This window comes from Caulobacter sp. GSs2 (genome assembly GCF_058680895.1).
This window is the reverse complement of the sequence record NZ_CM178725.1, coordinates 3,884,266-3,904,434: the sequence shown is the minus strand read 5'-3', so window position 1 is coordinate 3,904,434 and position 20,169 is coordinate 3,884,266. Positions and strand designations below refer to the sequence as shown.

Below are 20,169 nucleotides of genomic sequence, written 5' to 3'. Positions count from 1 at the left end.
CCGACTAGCGGGTCACGCCCCGGCCGGTGACGACCGGGGCGACCGTTCTCATCAGGATCAAAAGATCGAACCCGAACGAGCGCCGCGCCAAGTAGTCGGCGTCCAGCGCCACCTTGTCCGGGATGGAGAGCTCGTCGCGCCCGTTGATCTGCGCCCACCCCGTCACGCCGGGGCGAAGCCTGTCCACACTCGCCGCCGACCGTGCGGCGATCAGGTCGTCCTGATTGAACAAGGCCGGTCTTGGCCCGACCAGACTCATATCGCCAACCAGTACGCTCCACAGTTGGGGCAGTTCATCCAGGCTGAGCCGACGCAAAGGCGCGCCGATGGGGGTCAGCCAGTGGTCGGGATCATTGAGCAGGTGGGTCGCAACTTCCGGCGTATCGATCCGCATCGTCCGAAACTTCGGCATCCAGAACAGCCGCGAGTCCTTGCCGACCCGCTGGGACCAGTAAAGCGCCGGCCCGGGCGATGTCATACGAACCAGCAGCCAAAGCACAGCAAGCGGCGCCAGCAGGACCAAGAGCCCCACCGCGGCGGCCGCGACGTCGAAGACGCGCTTCAGCATCAGCGTGCGACTAGGCCAGATCGCCGGTCGCGGCGTCCAGCAGCAGATAGGCGCGACCGGCATCTGACGACAGCAAGGCCGCAACCAGGAAGCCTTCGCGATCCTGACCGCCCGCTTCCTCGATCATGCCCGCATAGCGCTTGAGGAACCGCTCCGCATTGGCTCGCAGGGTGGCATCCGAGAACAGACGCCGCACAAGCCGGCGAATAGCCGCCGGCGCGAGGCGCTTGACCACCTCACGCGCGCCGGAAGAGTCTCGGGTCTGGATGGCGGCGGCGATCTCGTCGATCCGGCCGCGCGGCAACAGGGCATGCGGGTCGATACCCATCGCCGAGATTTCAGCGGCAAGCTTTTCGCCCAGAGCCGCGTCGCCAGGGGAGCTGTTCTCGATTCCGGAAAGCAAGGAACGCCACGACCAGTTCTGCCCGTCAGCACCTTCGGGCGCAGCCGGCCCACCACGACCGCCCGCGGTGTCGAACACCGATCGGAACTCATCATCCGTCGCCGTCGGCGTAAGGCGCAGCCGGGGCCGCTGTCCCGGCTCGTCCGCCAGCAGGTCGTCATCCATCTCGGGCGGCAGGGGCGGCGAAATCGGCGGCGGCGCGACAGGCGCGGCCTTTGAGCGGGTCATCGCCGGTTGGGCCGGACGTGCCGGAGCGGGTCCGCCCATCGCGGCGGCGGCTTCACTGAGTGCATCGTAGTTGCGACGCACGCGGTCCTGGAACGCCTGGTCGATCGCCGCCGTCTCTTCCGCCGTGCGGCGGGCGGCAGCCATCAGTTCCTCGATGCCCTTTTCGATCGAGGCGCGAACCTCGACCGCTTTCTGCATCGCCTCAGCAGGCATTTCCGCCGTGCGTTGACCAACTTCATCCAGCATGGCCTCGAGTTCGCCGAGCGTGCCGCGTGCCGTTACGACGGCTTCGGCCAACTTCTGAGCCGTGCGGGCGCCGGCCTGCTCGACCATCTGGGCAGACTGCTCGATCAGATCGCGCGCCTCTTCCATGCGCGCCTCAAAGACGGTGTCGGCCTTCTGGCCCGCCGCAAAGGCGATCTCGTTCAGTTGATCGACGCGGCCACGCGCCGACTCGACCCTTGCGTCCACACCCTCGCTGGCTTTCAGCGCCGAAGCCGCAAGGGCTTCCATCGCCTGCTTGAGCTCAACCTCAAGCCCTTCGCGTTGTCCGGCGGCGGCGTCGGAGATCGCCGCAAGGACCTTGCTGGTCTCTTCGACCAGGCTTTCGCGCTCGGCCTTGGCGTTCTCGGCCATGTCCTTGAACTGCTCGGAAGCGGCCGAGATCAGCCCGCGCAGCACCTCGGCCCCCATCGCAGCGACATCGCTGAGTTCGGTGGCGCCAACCCGCGTGTAGGACACAAATTCGGTGAGTTGGGCCGTACGGGTCTCCGTCTCGGCCGCGAAATCCTCCTGCTCTGACCGCAGCGACTGGCTGGCCGCGACCAGCGCCGCCCGCTGTTGGGCCAAATTCTTCTCAACCGAACTCATCTGGTCGCCCAGACCCTGTCCCGCCGTTTCCAGGCGCGCGATCTGACGCGAAATATCCTCAGCGCCCACACGAGCCGCGTCGGAGGCTTCAGCGGCGGCGGCGGCCAGATCGGCGGCGCGGGCCGCGAGCGCGGCTTCAGCCTCGCGAAGCTGGGTTTCGGCCAGATCGGACGCCTCGGCGACCATCCGGGCCTGACTGCCGATGGCGTCGACAACAGCGGTCGAACGGGTGTCGAGGGTCAGGGACAGGGTTTCGAGCGCCTGGCGCTCATGGCCAAGCCCTTGTGCAAGCTGGTTTGCCATGCGAGCGGAGCTTGCCGCTGCATCGGCCAGTCGCGCGGTCTCTTCGGCCAGCGATTGGTGCAATGACAGGATGCGCTCCCGCGCTTCATCGGCGGCCAGGGTCGCGCCATCGATCTGGACGCGAATGGCTTCCACCGCGCCCGAGGCGCCCGCGGCGGCCAGGACGGCCGGCGTAACCAAGCGATCTGTAAGGGTGCGCGTGCGACGTAGCTCCGCAGAAACACCCTGAGCCTGACGCAGCAGATACGCGCCCAGCAAGGTCAGCAAGGCCGGCCCGATCGCCAGACCTGCAAAGACCGTCAAGGCGAAGCCTTCCACCTTCAGAGCCGGAACATCGCGGGAATAGCCCAGCGCAAATGCAATGGGCGCCAGCGCCCATAGAGCCGCAGCGGCGACCGCAAAGGACCAGAAAAGAAAAGCCGGCATGGGGCCGCGCTCGGAGCGATCGGGCAAGTCGAAAGCCTCGCTGGAGCGTTGCATGTTCGCCGTGGCGTCGCGCGTCTCGGCACGGGCCGGGGCCGTATCGCGCTCAGGTTCGACAACGGGAGCCGGCGGTTGAGCCGCACTGGTCGCCAGAGACGTGGCCGACAGAGGTTGCTGCTCGAACGACGCCTGCGAAGGTTCGCTAATCCTTCCCCGGCGCGAAGCGGCCCGCGCCCGAGGTGAGGAAGGCTCTGGCGCCGAGATCTCCAGATCGAGGTCCGTTTCGCCCATCGGCGGATCGACAGGCGCACTGACGTCAGCCTCCGTCTCATCCTCGGCCAACGAGGCTTCGGACGAGGAGACTTGATCCTCTGCGGGCGCCTCCACGGGGACGGCGGAGAAATCGAGCGGTTGGCGCTTCTTAGGCTTCATACACAGCCAGGGTCCCAAGGCGGTCAGCGAAGGGCGAAGACAGTCAACGCGCGCCCTGCCCCTATTTCGCGTAGAGAATGAACCTAGCGGCGAAAAGCCCGCGCGCAAAGCGGCTTCGGTTGAGTTTTAAGGGCTTCACGTCGTCGCGGAGGGCAGAGGCGCCGCTTCAGACCGTTTGCGGCGCCCCGCTTGGCGGAGCGACCGTCACCGGACTTTTCATGGATCCACGCGGCGAACGAAAAACCTTGCGTTCGGGCGGCGACTTGGCGACGGGGTGAGCATCGAGCGCAACGCCCAGTTGGCCCAGCGCCAGAGACGACAGCCAGACCACAACTATAGCCAGTATTTCCGCCAGAAAGCTCATGACCGACCCACCGTGCGATAACGGCATTATGCGACAGGATCGCACCTTAACCGAGTGAACTTTCGGTCATGATCGCGGAGTTCGGCGCCACCCAAGCTGACAACGCCTCCAGAATTCCACCGCTTGCCCCGGGCCCTCGCGCTGCCTAGTTCGCCAGTACACAGCCCGCTGTTGCCGAATTCGGCGACGATCGGCATTTAATTCTGTTTGCGGACGCTTGTTTTGGCCCCTACCCAGCTTGCATCGATCGCACCCAGCGCTTCGCCGGAACCGTTCATGACCGACATCTCGCCGGCCCGCCTGACGCACCTCCAGCGCCTGGAAGCCGAAAGCATCCACATCCTGCGCGAAGTGGCGGCCGAGTGCGAACGGCCGGTCATGCTGTATTCGATCGGCAAGGACAGCGCCGTGATGCTGCACCTGGCGGCCAAGGCGTTCTTCCCGTCGCGGCCACCCTTTCCGCTGCTGCACATCGACACCACCTGGAAGTTCCGGGCCATGTACGCGTTGCGCGACAAGGTCGCCGCCGACCTTGGATTTGACCTGCTGGTTCACAAGAACCCCGAGGCCGAGGCCAAGGGCATCAACCCCTTTGACCACGGCAGCGCCCTTCACACCGACATGTGGAAGACCGAGGGCCTCAAACAGGCCCTCTCCAAGTACGGCTTCGACGCGGCCTTTGGCGGCGCCCGGCGCGACGAGGAGAAGAGCCGCGCCAAGGAGCGGATCATCTCGTTCCGCTCGGCCGAGCAACGCTGGGACCCCAAGAACCAGCGGCCCGAACTTTGGAAGCTCTACAACACCCGCAAGCACCCGGGCGAAAGCCTGAGGGCCTTCCCGATCTCGAACTGGACCGAACTCGACATCTGGCAGTACATCCACCTCGAAAACATCCCGATCGTGCCGCTGTATTTCGCGGCCGAGCGGCCGGTGGTCGAGCGCGACGGGTCTTTGATCATGGTCGATGACGATCGTTTCCGGCTGCGCCCAGGCGAAGTTCCGCAGATGAAGAGCGTCCGCTTCCGCACCCTGGGCTGCTATCCGCTGACCGGCGCGGTCGAGAGCACCGCCTCCACCCTGCCCCAGATCATCCAGGAAATGCTGCTGGCCACCAGCAGCGAGCGACAGGGCCGGGTCATCGACCATGACCAGTCCGCCTCGATGGAGAAGAAGAAGCAGGAGGGCTATTTCTAGATGACCGTTTACAAGCCCTCCGACCTGATCGCCGAGGACATCGACGCCTATCTGGTCGCCCACCAGCACAAGTCGCTGCTGCGCTTCATCACCTGTGGCTCGGTGGACGACGGCAAGTCGACCCTGATCGGCCGGCTGTTGTACGACAGCAAGATGATCTTCGAGGACCAGCTGGCGGCCCTCGAGGCCGACTCCAAGCGGGTAGGAACGCAAGGCGGCGCGATCGACTTCGCCCTGCTGGTGGACGGCCTGGCCGCCGAGCGCGAACAGGGCATCACAATCGATGTCGCCTACCGCTTCTTCGCCACCGACAAGCGCAAGTTCATCGTCGCCGACACCCCCGGCCACGAGCAATATACCCGCAACATGGTCACCGGCGCCTCGACCGCCGACGCCGCAGTAATCCTGATCGACGCCCGCAAGGGCGTCCTCACCCAGACCCGCCGCCACGCCTACCTGGTCAGCCTGCTGGGCATCCGCCACATCGTCCTGGCGGTGAACAAGATGGACCTCGTCGGCTGGGACCAGCCGACTTTCGACGCCATCGTTGCCGACTTCCGGGCCTTCGCCGATCAGATCGGCCTGTCGGTCTTCACTCCGATCCCGATCTCGGGCCTGGGCGGCGACAACATGGCCAGCAAGAGCGACGCGACGCCCTGGTACGACGGCCCGATCCTGATGGACTGGCTGGAAACCATTCAGGTCGAGGACGATCTGCAGGCCCAGCCGTTCCGCCTGCCCGTGCAGTGGGTCAACCGCCCCAATCTGGATTTCCGCGGATTCTCGGGCCTGATCGCCTCGGGCGTGGTCAAGCCGGGCGACCGGATCCGCGTGTTGCCCTCGGGTCGCGAGAGCCGCGTCGAGCGCATTGTCACCCTGCCCGACGACCTGCCCCAGGCCGTGGCCGGGCAGTCGGTGACCATTACCCTGGCCGACGAGATCGACATCTCGCGCGGCGACCTGATCGTCGCCGCCGATGCGCCCAGCCCCGTGGCCGGACAATTCGAGGCCACCGTCGTCTGGATGGACGACGAGCCCCTGCCCCCCGGCCGCGCCTATCTGCTGAAGATCGGGGCCCGGACCGTCGGGGCCAGCGTCACCGAGATCAAGCACCGGGTGAACGTCAACACGCTTGAGAAGTCCGCCGCCAAGCGGCTGGAACTGAACGAGATCGGGCTCGTGAACCTGTCGCTCGACCAGGCTGTGCCCTTCGAAGCCTATGCCGATAACCGCGAACTGGGCGGCTTCATCCTGATCGACCGGATCAGCAACCGGACGGTCGGCGCCGGCATGATCAATTTCGCCCTGCGCCGCGCCGACAACATTCACTGGCAACATACGGACGTCACGAAACAATCCCGGGCCGCACTCAAGGGCCAACGCGGCCAGGTCGTGTGGCTGACCGGCCTGTCGGGGGCCGGCAAGTCGACCATCGCCAACCTGGTCGAAAAACGCCTGCACGCCCTGGGTCGTCACACCTATCTCCTCGACGGCGACAATGTCCGTCATGGCCTCAACAAGAATCTCGGCTTCACCGAGGAGGATCGCGTCGAGAACATCCGCCGGGTCGCCGAGGTGGCCAAGCTGATGGTCGACGCCGGCCTGATCGTGCTGACCGCCTTCATCTCGCCGTTCCGCGCCGAACGGCGGATGGCCCGCGAGATCCTTGAGGGCGGCGAGTTCATCGAGGTCTTTGTCGACACCCCCCTGGCCGTGGCCGAGCAACGTGACGTCAAGGGTCTGTACGCCAAGGCCCGGGCGGGCCAACTGAAGAACTTCACCGGCATCGACAGCCCCTACGAGGCCCCCGAAGCGCCGGAGCTTCGCATCGACACCACGGCCATGACCCCGGTCGAAGCCGCCGAACGGATCGTGGCCTGGCTGGAAGGCCAGGAGATCGACTACGACATCTGACGGCTGCCGGTGCGGCGGTTGAGGGCGACGGCTCCGGCCAGACCCAGCGCCGCCACACCCGCCATGGCCAGATAGCCGTAGGATCCGAAGGCGTCGAACAGCGGCCCCGCGAACAGGGTCGCGACGCCCAGGGTGAAGCCGCCCGACAGGGCAGAGTTGATCGCCTGGGCGGCCGAGGCGTTGGCGGGCGGGGTCAGTTTCTCGATCAGACGAAGCGAAGCCAGGAAACTGGCCGCGAAGGTCAGGGCGTGCAGAAGCTGCATCGGAAACAGCATCCAGAGCGGCGGCGCAAAGGCGTAGGCCACCCATCGCAGCACCGCCGCCGCGCCGCCCAGGATCATCAGCTTTTCAGGTCCGACCTTGCGACGCCAGGGCTCCAGGAACCACATGAAGGCCACCTCTGCGGCGACGCCGACGCCCCACAGCAGGCCGATGATCGGCTCGGAAATCCCCTGCCCCCGCCAGAGGATGGTCGAGAAGCCGTAGTAGAAGGCATGGGCGCCCTGGATCAGGCCGGCGGTCATGACGGCCAGAAGGAACGTCCGGTCGCGCAGCAGTGAGCCAAGGCCTTTCCAGCGTTCGGATCCGACGGGCTTGGCGCCCTCGGCATGAACGCGTTCAGGCGGGACGAACACCGCCGCCGCCAGAGCCGTCAGGAAAGCCGCTGCGGCGATCCAGATGGGGATGATGGCCGGCGTGGCGACCGCCAGCACGACACCCATGATCAGATTGGCGACAATGAAGGCCGCCGAGCCTGTGCCCCTTGGCAGGCCGTAGTTGAACCCCTCGGTCCGCGCCCGCCGCAGAGCGATGACGTCGACCAGGGGCGAAACCGTCGACAGCAGCGTCTGGCCGATCATCCAGGCGATGGCCAGGCCCAGGGCGCCGGGCGCGATCAGCAGGGCCGCGTAGCCCAGTCCCGCGCCCAGCGACAGCAACACCATCGGCGAGCGGCGCAGGGCGAAGCCGTCGGCCCAAACCGCCAGGGCCGGGCCGGTGAAGGGCCGGGCCAGCATCGGGATGGCCAGGATCAGGCCGATCGCTGCGCCGCTCATGCCGCGATCGCGAAGATAGGTGCCGATATAGGGCAGGCTGACGCCTGTCCCGAGATACATCGCGACGTAGAAAAAGCTGAGCCGCGTCAGGCTGCTCATCGGCCGGCGCAGTCTATGTCGCGGATGAAGATCACCCCTCTTCCGCCCCGCCGAAGCGGGCCGTCCATTCGGCGATCATGTCCTCGTCGATCTTCTTGAACAGCACTTCGGGCGCGCGCACCGACAGGCCGACCGGCAGCGATGACAGCTCGACCGCCGCATCGTTGCTCGGCCAGGCGGCCGGGAAGTCCAGCGAGAAGGCTTCCGCGATCTTCTCGGCCGCGAACGGGATGAACGGCGTCGAGATCTTGGCGTACAGCGCCGCCAGGTTCAGGGCCGTGCGGACGATCACAGCGGCGCGGTCGCGGTCGGTCTTGATCGCGGTCCACGGCGCAGCTTCCTGCAGATACTCGTTGCCGACGACCCACAGGGCTCGCAGGGCCTGGGCGCTCTTGCGCACCTCGATGGCGTCCATCTGTTCGGCCAGATCGGCCAGGCGGGCCGAGACGTCGGCGAACAGCTTTTCTTCCAGCGGACCCGGCTGACCGCCCTCCGGCACCACGCCGTCGAACTTGCCCTCGGTGAACTTCAGGATGCGGTTGATGAAATTGCCCAGCACGTCGGCCAGGTCGCGGTTCACCGAGCTGGCGAACATCTCCCAGGTGAAGGCGGTATCCGAGCTCTCCGGCGCGTTCGAGGTCAGATACCAGCGCCAGAAGTCGGGCGGCAGGATCTCCAGCGCCGCGTCCATGAACACCCCGCGCTTGGAGCTGGTCGAGAACTTGCCGCCATACCAGTTGAGCCAGTTGAAGGCCTTGAGCATGTCGACGCTCTTCCACGGCTCTTCCGAGCCCAGAATCGTCGCCGGGAAGCTGACGGTGTGGAAGGCGACATTGTCCTTGCCCATGAACTCGACATAGCGGACGTCGTCAGCGCCGGCGTCCGTGCGCCACCAGCGCTGCCAATCGCGACCTTCCTGCGCCTCGGCCCATTCCTGGGTGGCGGCGATGTATTCGATCGGGGCATCGAACCAGACGTAGAAGACCTTGCCTTCCATGCCCGGGCGCGGCGCGCCGTCCTTGACCACCGGCACGCCCCAGGCCAGGTCGCGGGTGATGCCGCGATCGATCAGGCCCTCATCCAGGAACTTGTAGGCGATCGACTTGGCCAGGATCGGCCAGTCGCCATGGGTGTCGACCCAGGCGCGGATCTTGTCGGCCATCTTGGTCTGAAGGAGATAGAGGTGGCGGGTGTCGCGCACCTCCAGGTTCCGCGAGCCCGAGATCACCGAATAGGCATTCTTCAGATCGGTGGGGTCCAGCAGGTTGCCGCAGTTGTCGCACTGGTCGCCGCGCGCCTTCTCGAAGCCGCAGTGCGGGCAGGTGCCCTCGATATAGCGGTCAGGCAGAAAGCGCTTGTCGTCGATGGAATAGACCATCTGGTCGACGCGTTCCTCGATCAGGCCGTTGGCCTCCAGCACCTGCGCGAAATGCTGGGTCAGGACGCGGTTCTGCGGCGAGGACGAGCGGCCAAACCAGTCCCACGACAGGCCGAACGCCGCGGCGACGTCACGCTGCAGGATGTGCTGTTCGGCGCAGTAGGTTTCCACGTCCTGGCCAGCGGCGGCGGCGGCCAGCTCGGCCGGGGTGCCATGCTCGTCGGTGGCGCAGATATACAGCGTCTCATTGCCCCGGGCCCGCTGGAAGCGCGCATAGACGTCGGCCGGCAGCATCGATCCCGCCAGATTGCCCAGGTGCTTGATGCCGTTGATGTACGGCAGGGCGGAGGTGATCAGGATACGAGCCATGAGGCGCAAATCTTCCGGGGAGTCAGGGATCAAGGAAACAGGCGTTCGCATATAGAAGGCCGGGCCGCGAAACAAAAGCGCCGGACCGTTGACCAAACATCGTTATGCAGCTTCCCTTCCCCCGGGGGAGCCGGACAGACCGATCCGGCCCCATCGGGGGACAACGTCTATGAAGAGCATCAACTGGCTGGGCCTCGTCGCGGCCCTGGTCGTCGGACAGATCATCGGCATCGTCTGGTATGGCGCGGTCCTCAGCGACGCCTGGATGGCGGCGATGGAAATGACCGAAGCCGAGTTTGTCGGGACCGAGTGGCGGATGAGCCTGGGCTTCGTCAACATGGTCATCATTCTGATCGGCCTGGACTGGCTGATCGGCCGGCTGGACGCCCGCAGCTGGATGGGCGGCGCCAGGGTGGCCCTTGCCGCCTGCGTGTTCTTCGCCCTGACAGTGGTCAGCCTCGACTACGTCTACGCGGCCGGCAACCTGCCGCTGCTGTGGATCGATGGCGGCTATCAATTGCTGACCTATGTGATCGGCGGGGCGCTGCTGGGCGGATTGCGGTTGAAGGCGAAGGCGGGGTGACACGGCTGCGCGACCTCGCGCTTTCACTGCGAGGGTGATGGAAAGAGTCGCGGAGCGTCCGGGCTCGCCCGGAGATGAAATAGAGATTACCGTTTCGACGAAGCCGTCCGCTCCGCGTGGTCGTTATCCGTCAGCGTCCCAGCGGGTGGCCCAGTTGGGGCCTTACCGGAACCCGGAAGCTTCGGTTTCCCGAAGTCCCGAAGGTCGGGGGGCGTGGGGCCAATCCTGACCAACACTCGCCTTGATCCCCATCCACGCCGACGGCGGGCGGGTCTGGCCAGCAACCAGGTCCCCGGACCGGTCGAGTATCCCCCTCGACCCCAGTCCCGCTCGATCACCCCCCGCCGCCGCAATGGTCGCTGGCCTTGCGCCCTTTCCTCGCGACGAGGTGGGTACAGAATACGGGAGGTTTTAAGAGGGCTGCGTCGATTGTCTGGACGCCCATACAAGTCCTCCCCCTAGCGGGGGAGGCGATCGCGCAGCGATCGGAGGGGGAAGTGCTGCTGAATCAATGCGGTGTTCCCCCACCGGCCTCCGGCTACCTCCCCCTTCAGGGGGAGGGCTTGGGGCGTCTATCCCCGTGCCCATCCGGGGACGGCGCGATCCCTATCCCCTTGGTCGGCGCAGACACCAAAGCCATTGCCCACCAGCGGTCCGGACGCTAAGGAAGCCTCCGTCCGCTTCGCGCGGCGATTGGCCGGTTTAGCTCAGCTGGTAGAGCAGCGGTTTTGTAAACCGAAGGTCGCGGGTTCGATTCCTGCAACCGGCACCATTCCCCTAAGACGCCCTGGCCTCTGCGCCCAGGAACACCACCCTGGCGCCCTTCTGGACCGCCGCGCCCAGTTCGGCGGCGTCCCAGTTGGTCAGGCGCACGCAGCCGTGCGAGGCGCGCTTGTTGACCAGCCGGGGATCGGGCGTGCCGTGGATGCCGTAGGTGTCCTTGGTCAGGTCGATCCAGGTCGAGCCGACCGGATTGTTGGGCCCGGCCTTGATGGTCAGCTTGCCCTTGGGCTTGCCGAAGGTCAGGCGCGTGGGATCATAGGTATAGGTCGGCCGGGGCGCGACGGTGTTGACCGCCCACTCGCCGGTCGGGGCCGGGCGCTCGGTGCTGCCGACCGTGGCCGGATAGACCGCCAGCAGGACGGACTGGTCATCGAAGGCGCGGACCTGCCCCCGGGCCTTGTCGATCTCGATGCGCGCCACCTTGCCGGCCAGCTTGTCAGGACCGACGGCCGCGACGACGATGGACGTCCCGGCCGCCGTGAAATCGACGCCGGGATTGAGGGCGCGCAGCAAGGCCTCGTCCATGTGGAAGCGTTCGGCCAGGGCCTCGACCACGTCGCCGAACGACAGGGCCGGCAACCTGGCCATGGCTTCATAGTCACCCTTGGGGATGTTGGGCTGGAAGGGACCGGCGACATCCTCGGCGGTGACGACATAGTCGGTCATCACCGGTCCGCCATCGCCGGAGACCAGAGCGTCGAACGAGACCTTGTCCAGCTTGCCATTGACCGGCAGGCCCCTGGCGGCCTGGAAGGCCTCCAGCGCCAGGGTGACATTGGTCCCGGGCCGTCCGTCGATCACGCCGGGCGACAGATGGGCGCGGTCCAGCAGGACCTGGGCGCGGATCATCGCTGTCTTCAGGCCCTCCGGATCGACCACGGCGGGATCAAAGGTCGCCGCATCAATGACCTGAGCCTGGGGCGAACTGGAGGTTGCCACGGCCACGTTTGCGGGCGGAGCGGCGACCACGGGCACGGTGCTCTGGGCGGTCGCCGGTGACGGCGGCGCGACGGGCGATCCCGCCGGAGGTTCCGCAACAGGGTCCGAGCACGCAGCCAGGGCGAGGATGCCGCCAAACGCCAGGGCGACGGGACGCGGATCAAAGGGCATGTTGGAAACTCCAGACGGAACGACTGCCGGTCTGAAGTCTTCAGTCATGGCGAAGTTCCAGCACGCTTGGGGAGAACCGGTTGAAGCTGCTGCGCCCCCTGACCTGGATCTTCGGCCTGCTCACCCTGGCGGTCGCCGCGTTCGTCGTCTGGGTCGTCTGGCCTGGCGATGACCCCGTTCCATCGCCGCTGGTGACCGATCAGCCGCCGCCGTGGGAACAGCAGGCCGCGACGCAATACATCCCCTCGGTCGATCCGCCCGCTTCCGCTCCCGACGTTCAGCCCGACGAGAACTGCGAGTCCCGCCGGGCCCCGGCCGGTGCGCGCGGCGCCAACACAGCCTCGCTGAGCAGCATGATCTGGTATCCGTTCGGCCGGCCTGAGGTTGGCTGGGAGATCTATGCGCCCCGCATCGCGGCCGAGATCCACACACGCTGCGCGCCCTCCACCCCGGGTTTCGCGGCGGCCCTGGCGGTCTGGCAACGAGCCCACGGACTGCAACCGTCCGGAATCCTGGACGCGACGACCTTCCAGCCGATGCTCCGCGGCTGGCACCTGGAGCGACCATTCGCTCGGATCAATGCCCAGGGGATGTGTCCCGGCGCGCCGGCGCTTTCGGCCCTGGAAACCGCGCGGGCAGGGGAAAGCTATGGCGGCAAGACGATCCAGCTGCGCCCCGGAGCGCTGGACGCCTACCGCCAGATGGTCAGCCAGGCCAGGGCGGCCGGCGTGGTCCCTCGCCCCGAGATCCTGACCATCTTCTCCGGCTACCGCGATCCGGCCGCCGACGCCGAGCGCTGCGCCCGGGAGAACAATTGCCAGGGCCTGGTGCGCTCCATCTGCTCAGCCCATCGCACCGGCCTGGCCATGGACATCTACATCGCCGCCGCCCCGGGCTTTGGCCCCGACAGCTCGGCCGACGACAATCGCCGGGCCATGGCCCGCTCGGACGTGTTCCAGTGGATGATCGTCAACGCCGGACGCTTTGGCTTCGTCAACTATCCCTACGAGCCCTGGCATTGGGAATGGACCGGCGAGCCCTTGCTGCCGGGCGTGCCGATCAAGAGCTTGCCGCAGGCCGGATCGACCCCGGTGGATCCCGCCCCTGTACCGGCGCCGTTGCGTCTTCCGCGCTAGGGAACCGGCTTCGCTGTCGCGCGCTTATCGTGCAGGTTCGAGACCTATCCCCTCCCCCCCTCGATCCCCCCTTGTACCGCGCCCGCATGCGCGGCCACTTCTCTCCAGCCCCTTGCGCCTCGCGCATCGGGCTGGAGCTTTTCTTCCCCTTCACCTTGAAGCCTCTCTCTTCCCAGGCAGCGCCCATGCTATGCGCGTGGCCGTATTCCTTGAGAGCCTCGCCGTGAACGCCCCTCGCCCGCCCGTGATCTTCATCGACGCCGACGCCTGCCCGGTGAAGGACGAGATCTACAAGGTCGCCGCGCGCTACGGGCTGAAGACCTTCGTGGTCTCCAATAGCTGGATCCGTGTGCCCCTGACGCCGGCGGTCGAGCAGGTGGTGGTCGACGCCGGCCCCGACATCGCCGACGACTGGATCGCCGAACGCGCCCAGCCCGGCGACGTCGCCGTGACCAACGACATTCCGCTCGCCGACCGGGTGCTGAAGGCCGGCGCCGCGGCGCTCGCGCCCAATGGCCGGATCTTCACGCCGGACATGATCGGCTCGGCCCTGGCCTCGCGATCGATCGGCGAGCACCTGCGCTCGATGGGCGAGATCACCGGCGGCCCCAAGGCCTTTGGCCCCAATGATCGCAGCAAGTTCCTGCAGGCCCTCGACACGGTGGTGGTCAAGGCCACGCGAGGGCGGCGATGATCGAGATCACCAGCTGGCTGCGCATCGACGACGACGAGATCATCGAGAAGGCGACCCGCGCCTCGGGCCCCGGCGGCCAGCACGTCAACAAGACCTCGACCGCCATCGAGCTGCGCTTTGATGTGAGGAACTCCCCCACCCTGCCCGAGGACGTCAAGGCGCGGCTGGAGACGCTGGGTGGCAGCCGCATGACCCTGGACGGCGTGCTGGTGCTGTTCGCCCAGGGCAGCCGCTCGCAGGAAATGAACCGCCAGGAAGCACGCGACCGGCTGATCGACCTGATCAAGCGCGCAACGGAAAAGCCCAAACCTCGCCGCCCGACCAAGCCGACCTATTCCAGCAAGCTCAAGCGGCTGGAGACCAAGGGCAAGCGGGCGGGGATCAAGACGCTGCGGGGCAAGCCCAGGGGCGAAGACTAAACCGTCAGCGGCTCGGCGCGCTGGTTGAAGCCCAGGACATCCTGCTTCCACTCAGGCTCTTCGATCAGTCCACCCAGCATCTTCTTGAGGTAGCCCGTCATCGTGACCTGCTCCTCGGCGGTCAGCTCGCTGCAGACCTCGGCGTTGAGCGGGCGGATGTCGGCGCGGATGCGGGTGAGCAGAGCGTCGCCGGCGGCGGTCAGGCTGACCACTACGATGCGGCGGTCCGTCGGCGAGGCCTTGCGCTCGACAAGGCCGTCGCGGATCAGGCCGTCGATCGAGCGCGTCAGGGTCGTGCGGTCGCTGGCCGAAAGCTTGGCCAGGCGGGTCATGGAGCATTCACCAAAGCGCCGCAGGGCGACCATGGCGATCCATTTTGGGAAGCTCAGGCCGTGCCGCGCGATGCAGTCGGAGGCCAGCGAGCGGCGATGCTGCTCGGTCTGATAAAGCAGATAGCTGAGATAGCTTGGCAGCGGCACGACGTACTCTTCCCCGGTGTCCTGAACCCGCATTTCGTCCCCCCGGTCGTGCGTGGGCGCTTTCATGTCACGAGGCCCTGGCCGGCGCAACCGAGGTCAGACCACCGCGACGTAAAATTGAGCGCGATCGCACCAGTCCCCTCTCTGGCGCGCGTCTTGGGCGCAAAAGAAACCCCGCGAGAGGGGCTCGCGGGGTCAAGGCAGGGTGGAGTCGTTCAGGGGAGTTTCGAGGATCTCAGGGATGGTCAGGCGTTGGCGACAGCCCGGTTGCGGGCCCGGCCACGGCTGAGCCAGTCGTCGGGATAGGTCTCGCGCACGGTGATCGACTTGAACTGGCTGACGGGGATGCGCGCTGCATCGCCAGGGTTAAGATCGCGCGACACCGAATGGCCGGCGAACTCTTCAATGATCGTGATCACCTGGCTGCTGCCGGCGGTGTTTTCGATGAGGACCATGTTCATGGGAATCTACTCAAGGCAGGCGGTGAAGATTTGAATGGGGGTGGATCGGCCTCAGCCGAGGCGCTGCTGGATCCGTTTTTCCGGGACGCCCTGGCGGCTCCACGTCTCGATCTCGCCGGCCGACTGGAAGCGACGGAAGGCGCCCCGGGCGTGCTGGTCGCAATAGGAGGCGCGCTTGGGCTTCTCGCGGCCGCAGAAGCCGAAATCGTTCTGGTCGGGATTGCCGATCGGCCACCGGCAGGAATGGATTTCGAGGCCGAGGATGCCAGAGGTCGGCTCCAGGTCGACGATGATCGGCGCAGCGCGGATGACCGGGATGCGGGCCGGCGCTATCGCGTTCGCCTGACGGGTCCTGACCGGGATGCGGCTAGGCGAGCGGGCCGACGAGGCGCGTGGGCGAAGGGGCGTCTCGCGAGCCGTGATGCCCAAGCGGTGCACCTTGCCGATCACGGCGCTGCGGCTGACGCCGCCCAGCTGTCGGGCCACCTGGCTGGCGCTCATGCCTTCCAGCCACAGCTTCTTCAAAACCGCAGTCCGCTCTTCGTTCCAGTCCATCTTGATTTTCCCAACCCAAGGCGGGGCAGCCCCCCCGCCTCTTTTCGGTAGGATCATGGTTAACGGTCGTCAAATATTTATGTGCAGACCCACGGTTCGCGAATTCACCTTTCGTGAGTGGAATCATGATCGTACCAACAATTGTCGCAGGCCCCCCGTCTGAACCGTGGCGGAAGCTTGACGGCATAACGTCGTTACACGAGAAATTGTGGCTCAGAACCTAGGCTGTAATTGAATGTGGCGCGGCGTCGCATAGTTTGCGTCCAAGTGTCGCTCGAGGATTTTCATGCGCGTCTTTCACTCCGCCGCCATCGCGGCGCTCTGCGTCATTCTGACAGCCTGTTCCAAGGATGACGACAAGACGCAGAGCGCGTCTGAGGTCGCACCCGCTGTCGCCGCCGGCCCGAACGAGGCTGAAAAGGTCGCCTTGTTGGCCACGCTTCCCGCCCCCTACAACACGGGTGACCTGGCCAATGGTCAGCGCAAGTTCGCACTCTGCCGCTCTTGCCACACCATCGCCGAGGGCGGCCCGTCCCTGACTGGCCCCAACCTGTACGGGGTGTTTGGCCGCCAGGCCGGCGCTGTCGCCGACTACGCCTATTCTCCAGCGGTCAAGGCCGCCGGCTTCGTCTGGGACGGCGAGCATCTCGACAAGTGGCTGGCCGATCCGCGCGGCTTCCTTCCGGGAACCAAGATGTCGTTTGCGGGCCTCAAGGATCCCAAGGATCGCATCGATCTGATCGCCTATCTGAAGGTCGAGACGGGCTTCAAGCCCGCGTCCTGATGATTGAGGCCGAGGCGCTGCTGACCCGGCTCTTCGAAGCCTTCAATCGCCACGACTTCCCGGCGGTCGCGGCCGGATTGTGCGACGACGTCGACTGGCCCGATCAGACCCGGGGCGGCCGTCTGGTGGGCCATGCGGCGGTGCGCGACTACTGGGATTCCAACAGCCAGTTCATTCACGTGGAGGTGACGCCCATCGCTTTCGCGATCGAGGATGACGGCCGGGTGCGGGTCGATGTCAACCAGGTGGTGCGCGGTGCGACGGGCAGCCTGTGGTCCGACATTCAGCTGCGGCAGTACTACACGCTGCGCGATGGCCAGGTTTCGCGCATGGATATCGAACACCTGGACCGACCGCCCCCGCGCCCTGACACCCTCGCAAACCCGCAAGCTGAAGCTCAATCGCGCCCTCGCCGGCGGATGGAGGGCGCCCTGCCCCGCCGAATGGACGGCCACAAGGACGGGGTTGCCGCGGACGCTTCAGTGGAAGCCCTGCTGAGCGCGCTCTACAACGCGATCGACCGTCAGGACATTGACGCGGTCATGGCGCTCTTCGAGCCGGACGCTCGCATCCCCGACGGTCTGGAAAGCGAAACCCTGGTGGGACATGACCAGATCCGGGCCTACTATCTGCGCCAGTTCGCGCTGATCCATGTCAGCCTGTCGCTGCTCTCTACCCGCCAGATGCCCGATGGCCGGGTCGAGGCCTGTCTGCACGTGCAGGTGCGCGGCGCACAAGGCGGGCCTTGGGGGGAAGGCCAGATCCAGGCGACCTACCGCCTGCGCGCGGGCAGGATCAGCGAAATGGTCGTCAATTCGACGGCCGGACTCTGAGATGCGCCACGAGCGATCCCTGCTGGCCAAGGCCTATGAAGCCTACAATGCGCGAAATCCCCTGGCGCTGGGGGCGTTACTGCATGCAGACGCCGCGTGGCCAAACAGCCTGGAAGGCGGGGTCCTGCAGGGCCGCGCGGCTGTTGTCGACTACTTTGCCCGGCAGTTCGACCTGATGCAGCTGGACGCCCGCCAGGTGACCGTCCGCGAAGAGCCGCCGGCCAGGATCGTGCTCGACATCCAGTACGCGGTCCGAAGCCGCGACGGCCAGCTGTGGTCCGACACGCGCGCGGTGCTGGCCTACGACTTCGCCGACGGCCTGATCCGGCGCATGACGATCCTGGACGGCCTTTAGGCCAGCAGGTCCGCGCAGGCGTCGAGCACGGCGTCCGCGTCCAGGCGATACCTGGCATACAGGTCGGGCAGATCACCCGACTGGCCGAAGGTCTCCAGCCCCAGCGCCCGCACCCGCTGACCGCGCACTGAACCCAGCCACGACAGCGCCAGGGGTGATCCGTCCGTCAGGGTGACCAGGCCGGCGTCGCGATCCAGCGTCGACAGCAGGGTCTCGATGGTCGAGGCCCCCGGCGTGTTCTGGGCGCCCTCCCCCGTCCAGCGCGCACGTCCGCCGCGCGTCCAGTCGCGGTGCAGGACGTCGGCCGAGGTCACGGCCAGCAGGCCGGCCTCGGGCATGTCTTCCGACAGGGCCTCGAACGCCGCCAGGGCCTCGGGCGCCAGGGCGCCGCTGAAGACCAGGGCCAGCCGCGCGCCGGGCGCAGGCGGCCTCAGCCAGTAGGCGCCGTCGATCGTTCCCTGCCGCCAGGCGTCATCCGCCCGCTCGGGCTGGGCGATCACCCGGGTCGACAGCCGCAGATAGGTCGAGGCGCCGTCGGGGTCCTGAATGCGTTCAAAGGCGCGGGCCATCAGGACGGCCGTCTCGTCGGCATAGGCCGGCTCGTAGGTGTCCAGCCCCGGCTGGGCCATGCCGATCACCGGCCCGTTGATCGACTGGTGCGCGCCGCCCTCCGGCGCCAGGGTCAGGCCGCTGGGGGTGGCGACCAGCAGAAAACGGGCGTCCTGGTAGCAGGCATAGTTCAGCGCATCGAGACCGCGCGCGATAAACGGATCATACAGCGTGCCGACCGGGAACAGCCGTTCGCCAAACAGCGGCGCGGTCAGGCCCAGAGCCGCCAGGACGATGAACAGGTTGTTCTCGGCAATGCCCAGCTCAATGTGCTGCCCCGTCTCGACCATCGACCACACCTGGGCCGAAGGGATGCGCCGGCGCTTGAAGACGTCCTCGTGCGCGCGGCGATGGAAGACGCCGCGTCGGTTGACGAACCCGCCCAGATTGGTCGAGACAGTGACATCGGGCGAGGTGGTCACCACCCGGCCCGAGAACTCGTCGCTGCGGCGCGAAATCTCGAACATCACCTTGCCGAACGCCGCCTGGGTGGATTGTTCGCCACCTCCGGCGACGGCTTCCAGCAGTTCGTCGGCGCTGGGTGTCGGGATGGCCGGCGCCACGTGCTGACGCTGGACGTCGGCGGCGAAGGGCGCGCGGGCGATCAGGCCCTTGAGGGCCGTACGCTCGGCGCTGGACAGGCCCGACAGCGGATCCCACTCCTCGCCCTCCACCACGCCCAGCCGCTGGCGAAGCTCTGCGATCTGGGTCGGGGTCATCAGGCCCGAATGGTTGTCCTTGTGGCCCTGGAACGGCAGGCGCAGGCCCTTGACGGTATAGGCGATGAAAAAGCGCGGGGCGTCGTCGTGGCTGGCGCGCTCGAAGGCCTCCAGCAGCGTCTCCAGGCAATGGCCGCCCAGCTCGGTCATCAACTCGGCAAGATCGATATCCTTGTAGGACGCGATCAGGGCCAGGGTGTCGGCATGGTCGGCCAGGTCAGCGTTCAAGCGCTCGCGCCAGGCTGCGCCGCCCTGATAGGTCAGGGCCGAATAGAGGTCGTTGGGAGCCGTCTCGATCCAGGTGCGCAGCGCCTCGCCGCCCGGCCTGGAAAAGGCATCGCGCTGGCGCCGGGACCATTTCAGCGTCTCGACCGTCCAGCCTGCGGCCTCGAAGATCTCGCCATAGCGGGTGAACATCCGGTCCTGGGTGGTCGCGTCCAGGCTCTGGCGATTGTAGTCGACGATCCACCAGGTGTTGCGGACGTCGTGCTTGCAGGCCTCGATGAGGGCCTCGTAGATGTTGCCCTCATCCAGCTCGGCGTCGCCCAGCAGCGAGATCATGCGGCCCATGGCCTCGGGCTTCACCGCCCCGCGCGCCGCCAGATAGTCCTGGGCCAGCGAGGCAAAGGCGGTCATGGCCACGCCCAGACCCACCGAGCCGGTGGAGAAGTCGACATCGTCGACATCCTTGGTGCGCGATGGATAGGACTGCGCGCCGCCCAGCGAACGGAAACGCTTGAGGTTGTCCAGGCTCTGGCGGCCAAACAGGTGCTGGATGGCGTGGAACACCGGGCTGGCATGCGGCTTGACCGCCACCCGGTCCTGCGGCCGCAGCGCCTTCATGTACAGCGCCGTCATCAGGGTGGTCACCGAAGCGCAAGAGGCCTGATGTCCGCCGACCTTCAGGCCGTCGCGGCTCTCGCGCAGGTGGTTGGCGTTGTGGATCGTCCACGAAGCCAGCCAGAGAATGCGTTCCTCGATGCGGCGAAGGAGCGCAATCTCCTGCCGCTTCGCGGTCATTGAGCCGTCAGGCATGCTTCCTCACCGGT

General features: G+C 66.6%; 18 protein-coding genes and 1 tRNA gene. 10 read left to right on the top strand and 9 right to left on the bottom strand.

What is annotated here, in order from left to right; genetic code table 11:
* Positions 1 to 4: 4 nt before the first annotated feature.
* The gene (locus tag ACW17Z_RS18900) at positions 5 to 565 is read right to left on the bottom strand and encodes a sugar transferase (RefSeq protein ID WP_492058562.1); all 561 of its coding nucleotides are present in this window, start codon (positions 563 to 565) and stop codon (positions 5 to 7) included.
* Positions 566 to 578: 13 nt separating this feature from the next.
* Positions 579 to 3,227 (bottom strand): coiled-coil domain-containing protein, encoded by a 2,649-nt coding sequence (locus tag ACW17Z_RS18895; protein WP_492057114.1) that lies wholly within the window; start codon positions 3,225 to 3,227, stop codon positions 579 to 581.
* A 640-nt stretch (positions 3,228 to 3,867) separates the two neighbouring features.
* On the opposite strand from ACW17Z_RS18895, the gene cysD reads away from it, so the two are divergent.
* Positions 3,868 to 4,785: a sulfate adenylyltransferase subunit CysD gene (cysD, locus tag ACW17Z_RS18890; protein ID WP_419251633.1), complete on the top strand. Its 918-nt coding sequence runs from the start codon at positions 3,868 to 3,870 to the stop codon at positions 4,783 to 4,785.
* Positions 4,786 to 6,699: a sulfate adenylyltransferase subunit CysN gene (gene cysN, locus ACW17Z_RS18885; protein WP_492057113.1), complete on the top strand. Its 1,914-nt coding sequence runs from the start codon at positions 4,786 to 4,788 to the stop codon at positions 6,697 to 6,699.
* On the opposite strand, the gene ACW17Z_RS18880 is transcribed toward cysN, so the two are convergent.
* Together ACW17Z_RS18880 and metG are read right to left on the bottom strand one after the other, a co-directional pair.
* On the bottom strand, positions 6,687 to 7,853 hold the full coding sequence (locus ACW17Z_RS18880) for an MFS transporter (RefSeq protein ID WP_492057112.1): 1,167 nt from the start codon (positions 7,851 to 7,853) through the stop codon (positions 6,687 to 6,689). The two genes, cysN and ACW17Z_RS18880, sit on opposite strands and share 13 nt — an antisense overlap.
* Before the next feature lie 31 nt (positions 7,854 to 7,884).
* Entirely contained in the window at positions 7,885 to 9,600 is a 1,716-nt protein-coding gene (gene metG / locus ACW17Z_RS18875; RefSeq protein WP_492057111.1) for a methionine--tRNA ligase, read from the bottom strand.
* 169 nt (positions 9,601 to 9,769) lie between these two features.
* On the opposite strand from metG, the gene ACW17Z_RS18870 reads away from it, so the two are divergent.
* Both ACW17Z_RS18870 and ACW17Z_RS18865 read left to right on the top strand, forming a co-directional pair.
* Positions 9,770 to 10,183 carry a DUF1761 domain-containing protein gene (locus ACW17Z_RS18870; protein WP_492057110.1) on the top strand — a complete coding sequence of 138 codons (414 nt, stop codon included), beginning with the start codon at positions 9,770 to 9,772 and terminating at the stop codon, positions 10,181 to 10,183.
* A gap of 696 nt (positions 10,184 to 10,879) precedes the next feature.
* A tRNA-Thr gene (locus ACW17Z_RS18865) sits at positions 10,880 to 10,955 on the top strand.
* Positions 10,956 to 10,960: 5 nt separating this feature from the next.
* Here ACW17Z_RS18865 and ACW17Z_RS18860 read toward each other — a convergent pair.
* Positions 10,961 to 12,076, bottom strand: a complete 1,116-nt coding sequence (locus tag ACW17Z_RS18860) for a L,D-transpeptidase family protein (RefSeq protein ID WP_492057109.1) — start codon at positions 12,074 to 12,076, stop codon at positions 10,961 to 10,963.
* Positions 12,077 to 12,156: 80 nt separating this feature from the next.
* On the opposite strand from ACW17Z_RS18860, the gene ACW17Z_RS18855 reads away from it, so the two are divergent.
* The 3 genes from ACW17Z_RS18855 (at position 12,157) to arfB (ending at position 14,325) form a co-directional block, all read left to right on the top strand.
* The gene (locus ACW17Z_RS18855) at positions 12,157 to 13,212 is read left to right on the top strand and encodes a D-alanyl-D-alanine carboxypeptidase family protein (protein WP_492057108.1); all 1,056 of its coding nucleotides are present in this window, start codon (positions 12,157 to 12,159) and stop codon (positions 13,210 to 13,212) included.
* A gap of 244 nt (positions 13,213 to 13,456) precedes the next feature.
* Positions 13,457 to 13,906 carry a YaiI/YqxD family protein gene (locus ACW17Z_RS18850; protein WP_419255861.1) on the top strand — a complete coding sequence of 150 codons (450 nt, stop codon included), beginning with the start codon at positions 13,457 to 13,459 and terminating at the stop codon, positions 13,904 to 13,906.
* Entirely contained in the window at positions 13,903 to 14,325 is a 423-nt protein-coding gene (gene arfB / locus ACW17Z_RS18845) for an alternative ribosome rescue aminoacyl-tRNA hydrolase ArfB (protein ID WP_419321194.1), read from the top strand. Before ACW17Z_RS18850 ends, arfB begins: the two co-directional genes overlap by 4 nt.
* On the opposite strand, the gene ACW17Z_RS18840 is transcribed toward arfB, so the two are convergent.
* From ACW17Z_RS18840 to ACW17Z_RS18830, 3 genes are all read right to left on the bottom strand, one after another.
* A complete protein-coding gene (locus tag ACW17Z_RS18840; RefSeq protein WP_492057107.1) occupies positions 14,322 to 14,870 on the bottom strand; it encodes a MarR family winged helix-turn-helix transcriptional regulator in 549 nt (182 codons plus the stop codon). The two genes, arfB and ACW17Z_RS18840, sit on opposite strands and share 4 nt — an antisense overlap.
* Positions 14,871 to 15,049: 179 nt before the next feature.
* The gene (locus ACW17Z_RS18835) at positions 15,050 to 15,265 is read right to left on the bottom strand and encodes a hypothetical protein (RefSeq protein ID WP_419251642.1); all 216 of its coding nucleotides are present in this window, start codon (positions 15,263 to 15,265) and stop codon (positions 15,050 to 15,052) included.
* Between the two features lie 51 nt (positions 15,266 to 15,316).
* Positions 15,317 to 15,820: a GcrA family cell cycle regulator gene (locus tag ACW17Z_RS18830; protein ID WP_419321192.1), complete on the bottom strand. Its 504-nt coding sequence runs from the start codon at positions 15,818 to 15,820 to the stop codon at positions 15,317 to 15,319.
* 286 nt (positions 15,821 to 16,106) lie between these two features.
* Between ACW17Z_RS18830 and ACW17Z_RS18825 the strand changes: the two genes are divergently transcribed.
* From ACW17Z_RS18825 to ACW17Z_RS18815, 3 genes are read left to right on the top strand one after another with little or no spacing between them, the layout of a single operon-like run.
* Positions 16,107 to 16,604 carry a c-type cytochrome gene (locus ACW17Z_RS18825; RefSeq protein ID WP_419321191.1) on the top strand — a complete coding sequence of 166 codons (498 nt, stop codon included), beginning with the start codon at positions 16,107 to 16,109 and terminating at the stop codon, positions 16,602 to 16,604.
* Positions 16,604 to 17,437 carry a nuclear transport factor 2 family protein gene (locus ACW17Z_RS18820; RefSeq protein ID WP_492057106.1) on the top strand — a complete coding sequence of 278 codons (834 nt, stop codon included), beginning with the start codon at positions 16,604 to 16,606 and terminating at the stop codon, positions 17,435 to 17,437. Before ACW17Z_RS18825 ends, ACW17Z_RS18820 begins: the two co-directional genes overlap by 1 nt.
* A 1-nt stretch (position 17,438) precedes the next feature.
* On the top strand, positions 17,439 to 17,792 hold the full coding sequence (locus tag ACW17Z_RS18815) for a nuclear transport factor 2 family protein (RefSeq protein ID WP_419321189.1): 354 nt from the start codon (positions 17,439 to 17,441) through the stop codon (positions 17,790 to 17,792).
* On the opposite strand, the gene ACW17Z_RS18810 is transcribed toward ACW17Z_RS18815, so the two are convergent.
* Positions 17,789 to 20,155 carry a thiamine pyrophosphate-binding protein gene (locus ACW17Z_RS18810; RefSeq protein ID WP_492057105.1) on the bottom strand — a complete coding sequence of 789 codons (2,367 nt, stop codon included), beginning with the start codon at positions 20,153 to 20,155 and terminating at the stop codon, positions 17,789 to 17,791. The two genes, ACW17Z_RS18815 and ACW17Z_RS18810, sit on opposite strands and share 4 nt — an antisense overlap.
* Positions 20,156 to 20,169 lie beyond the last annotated feature (14 nt).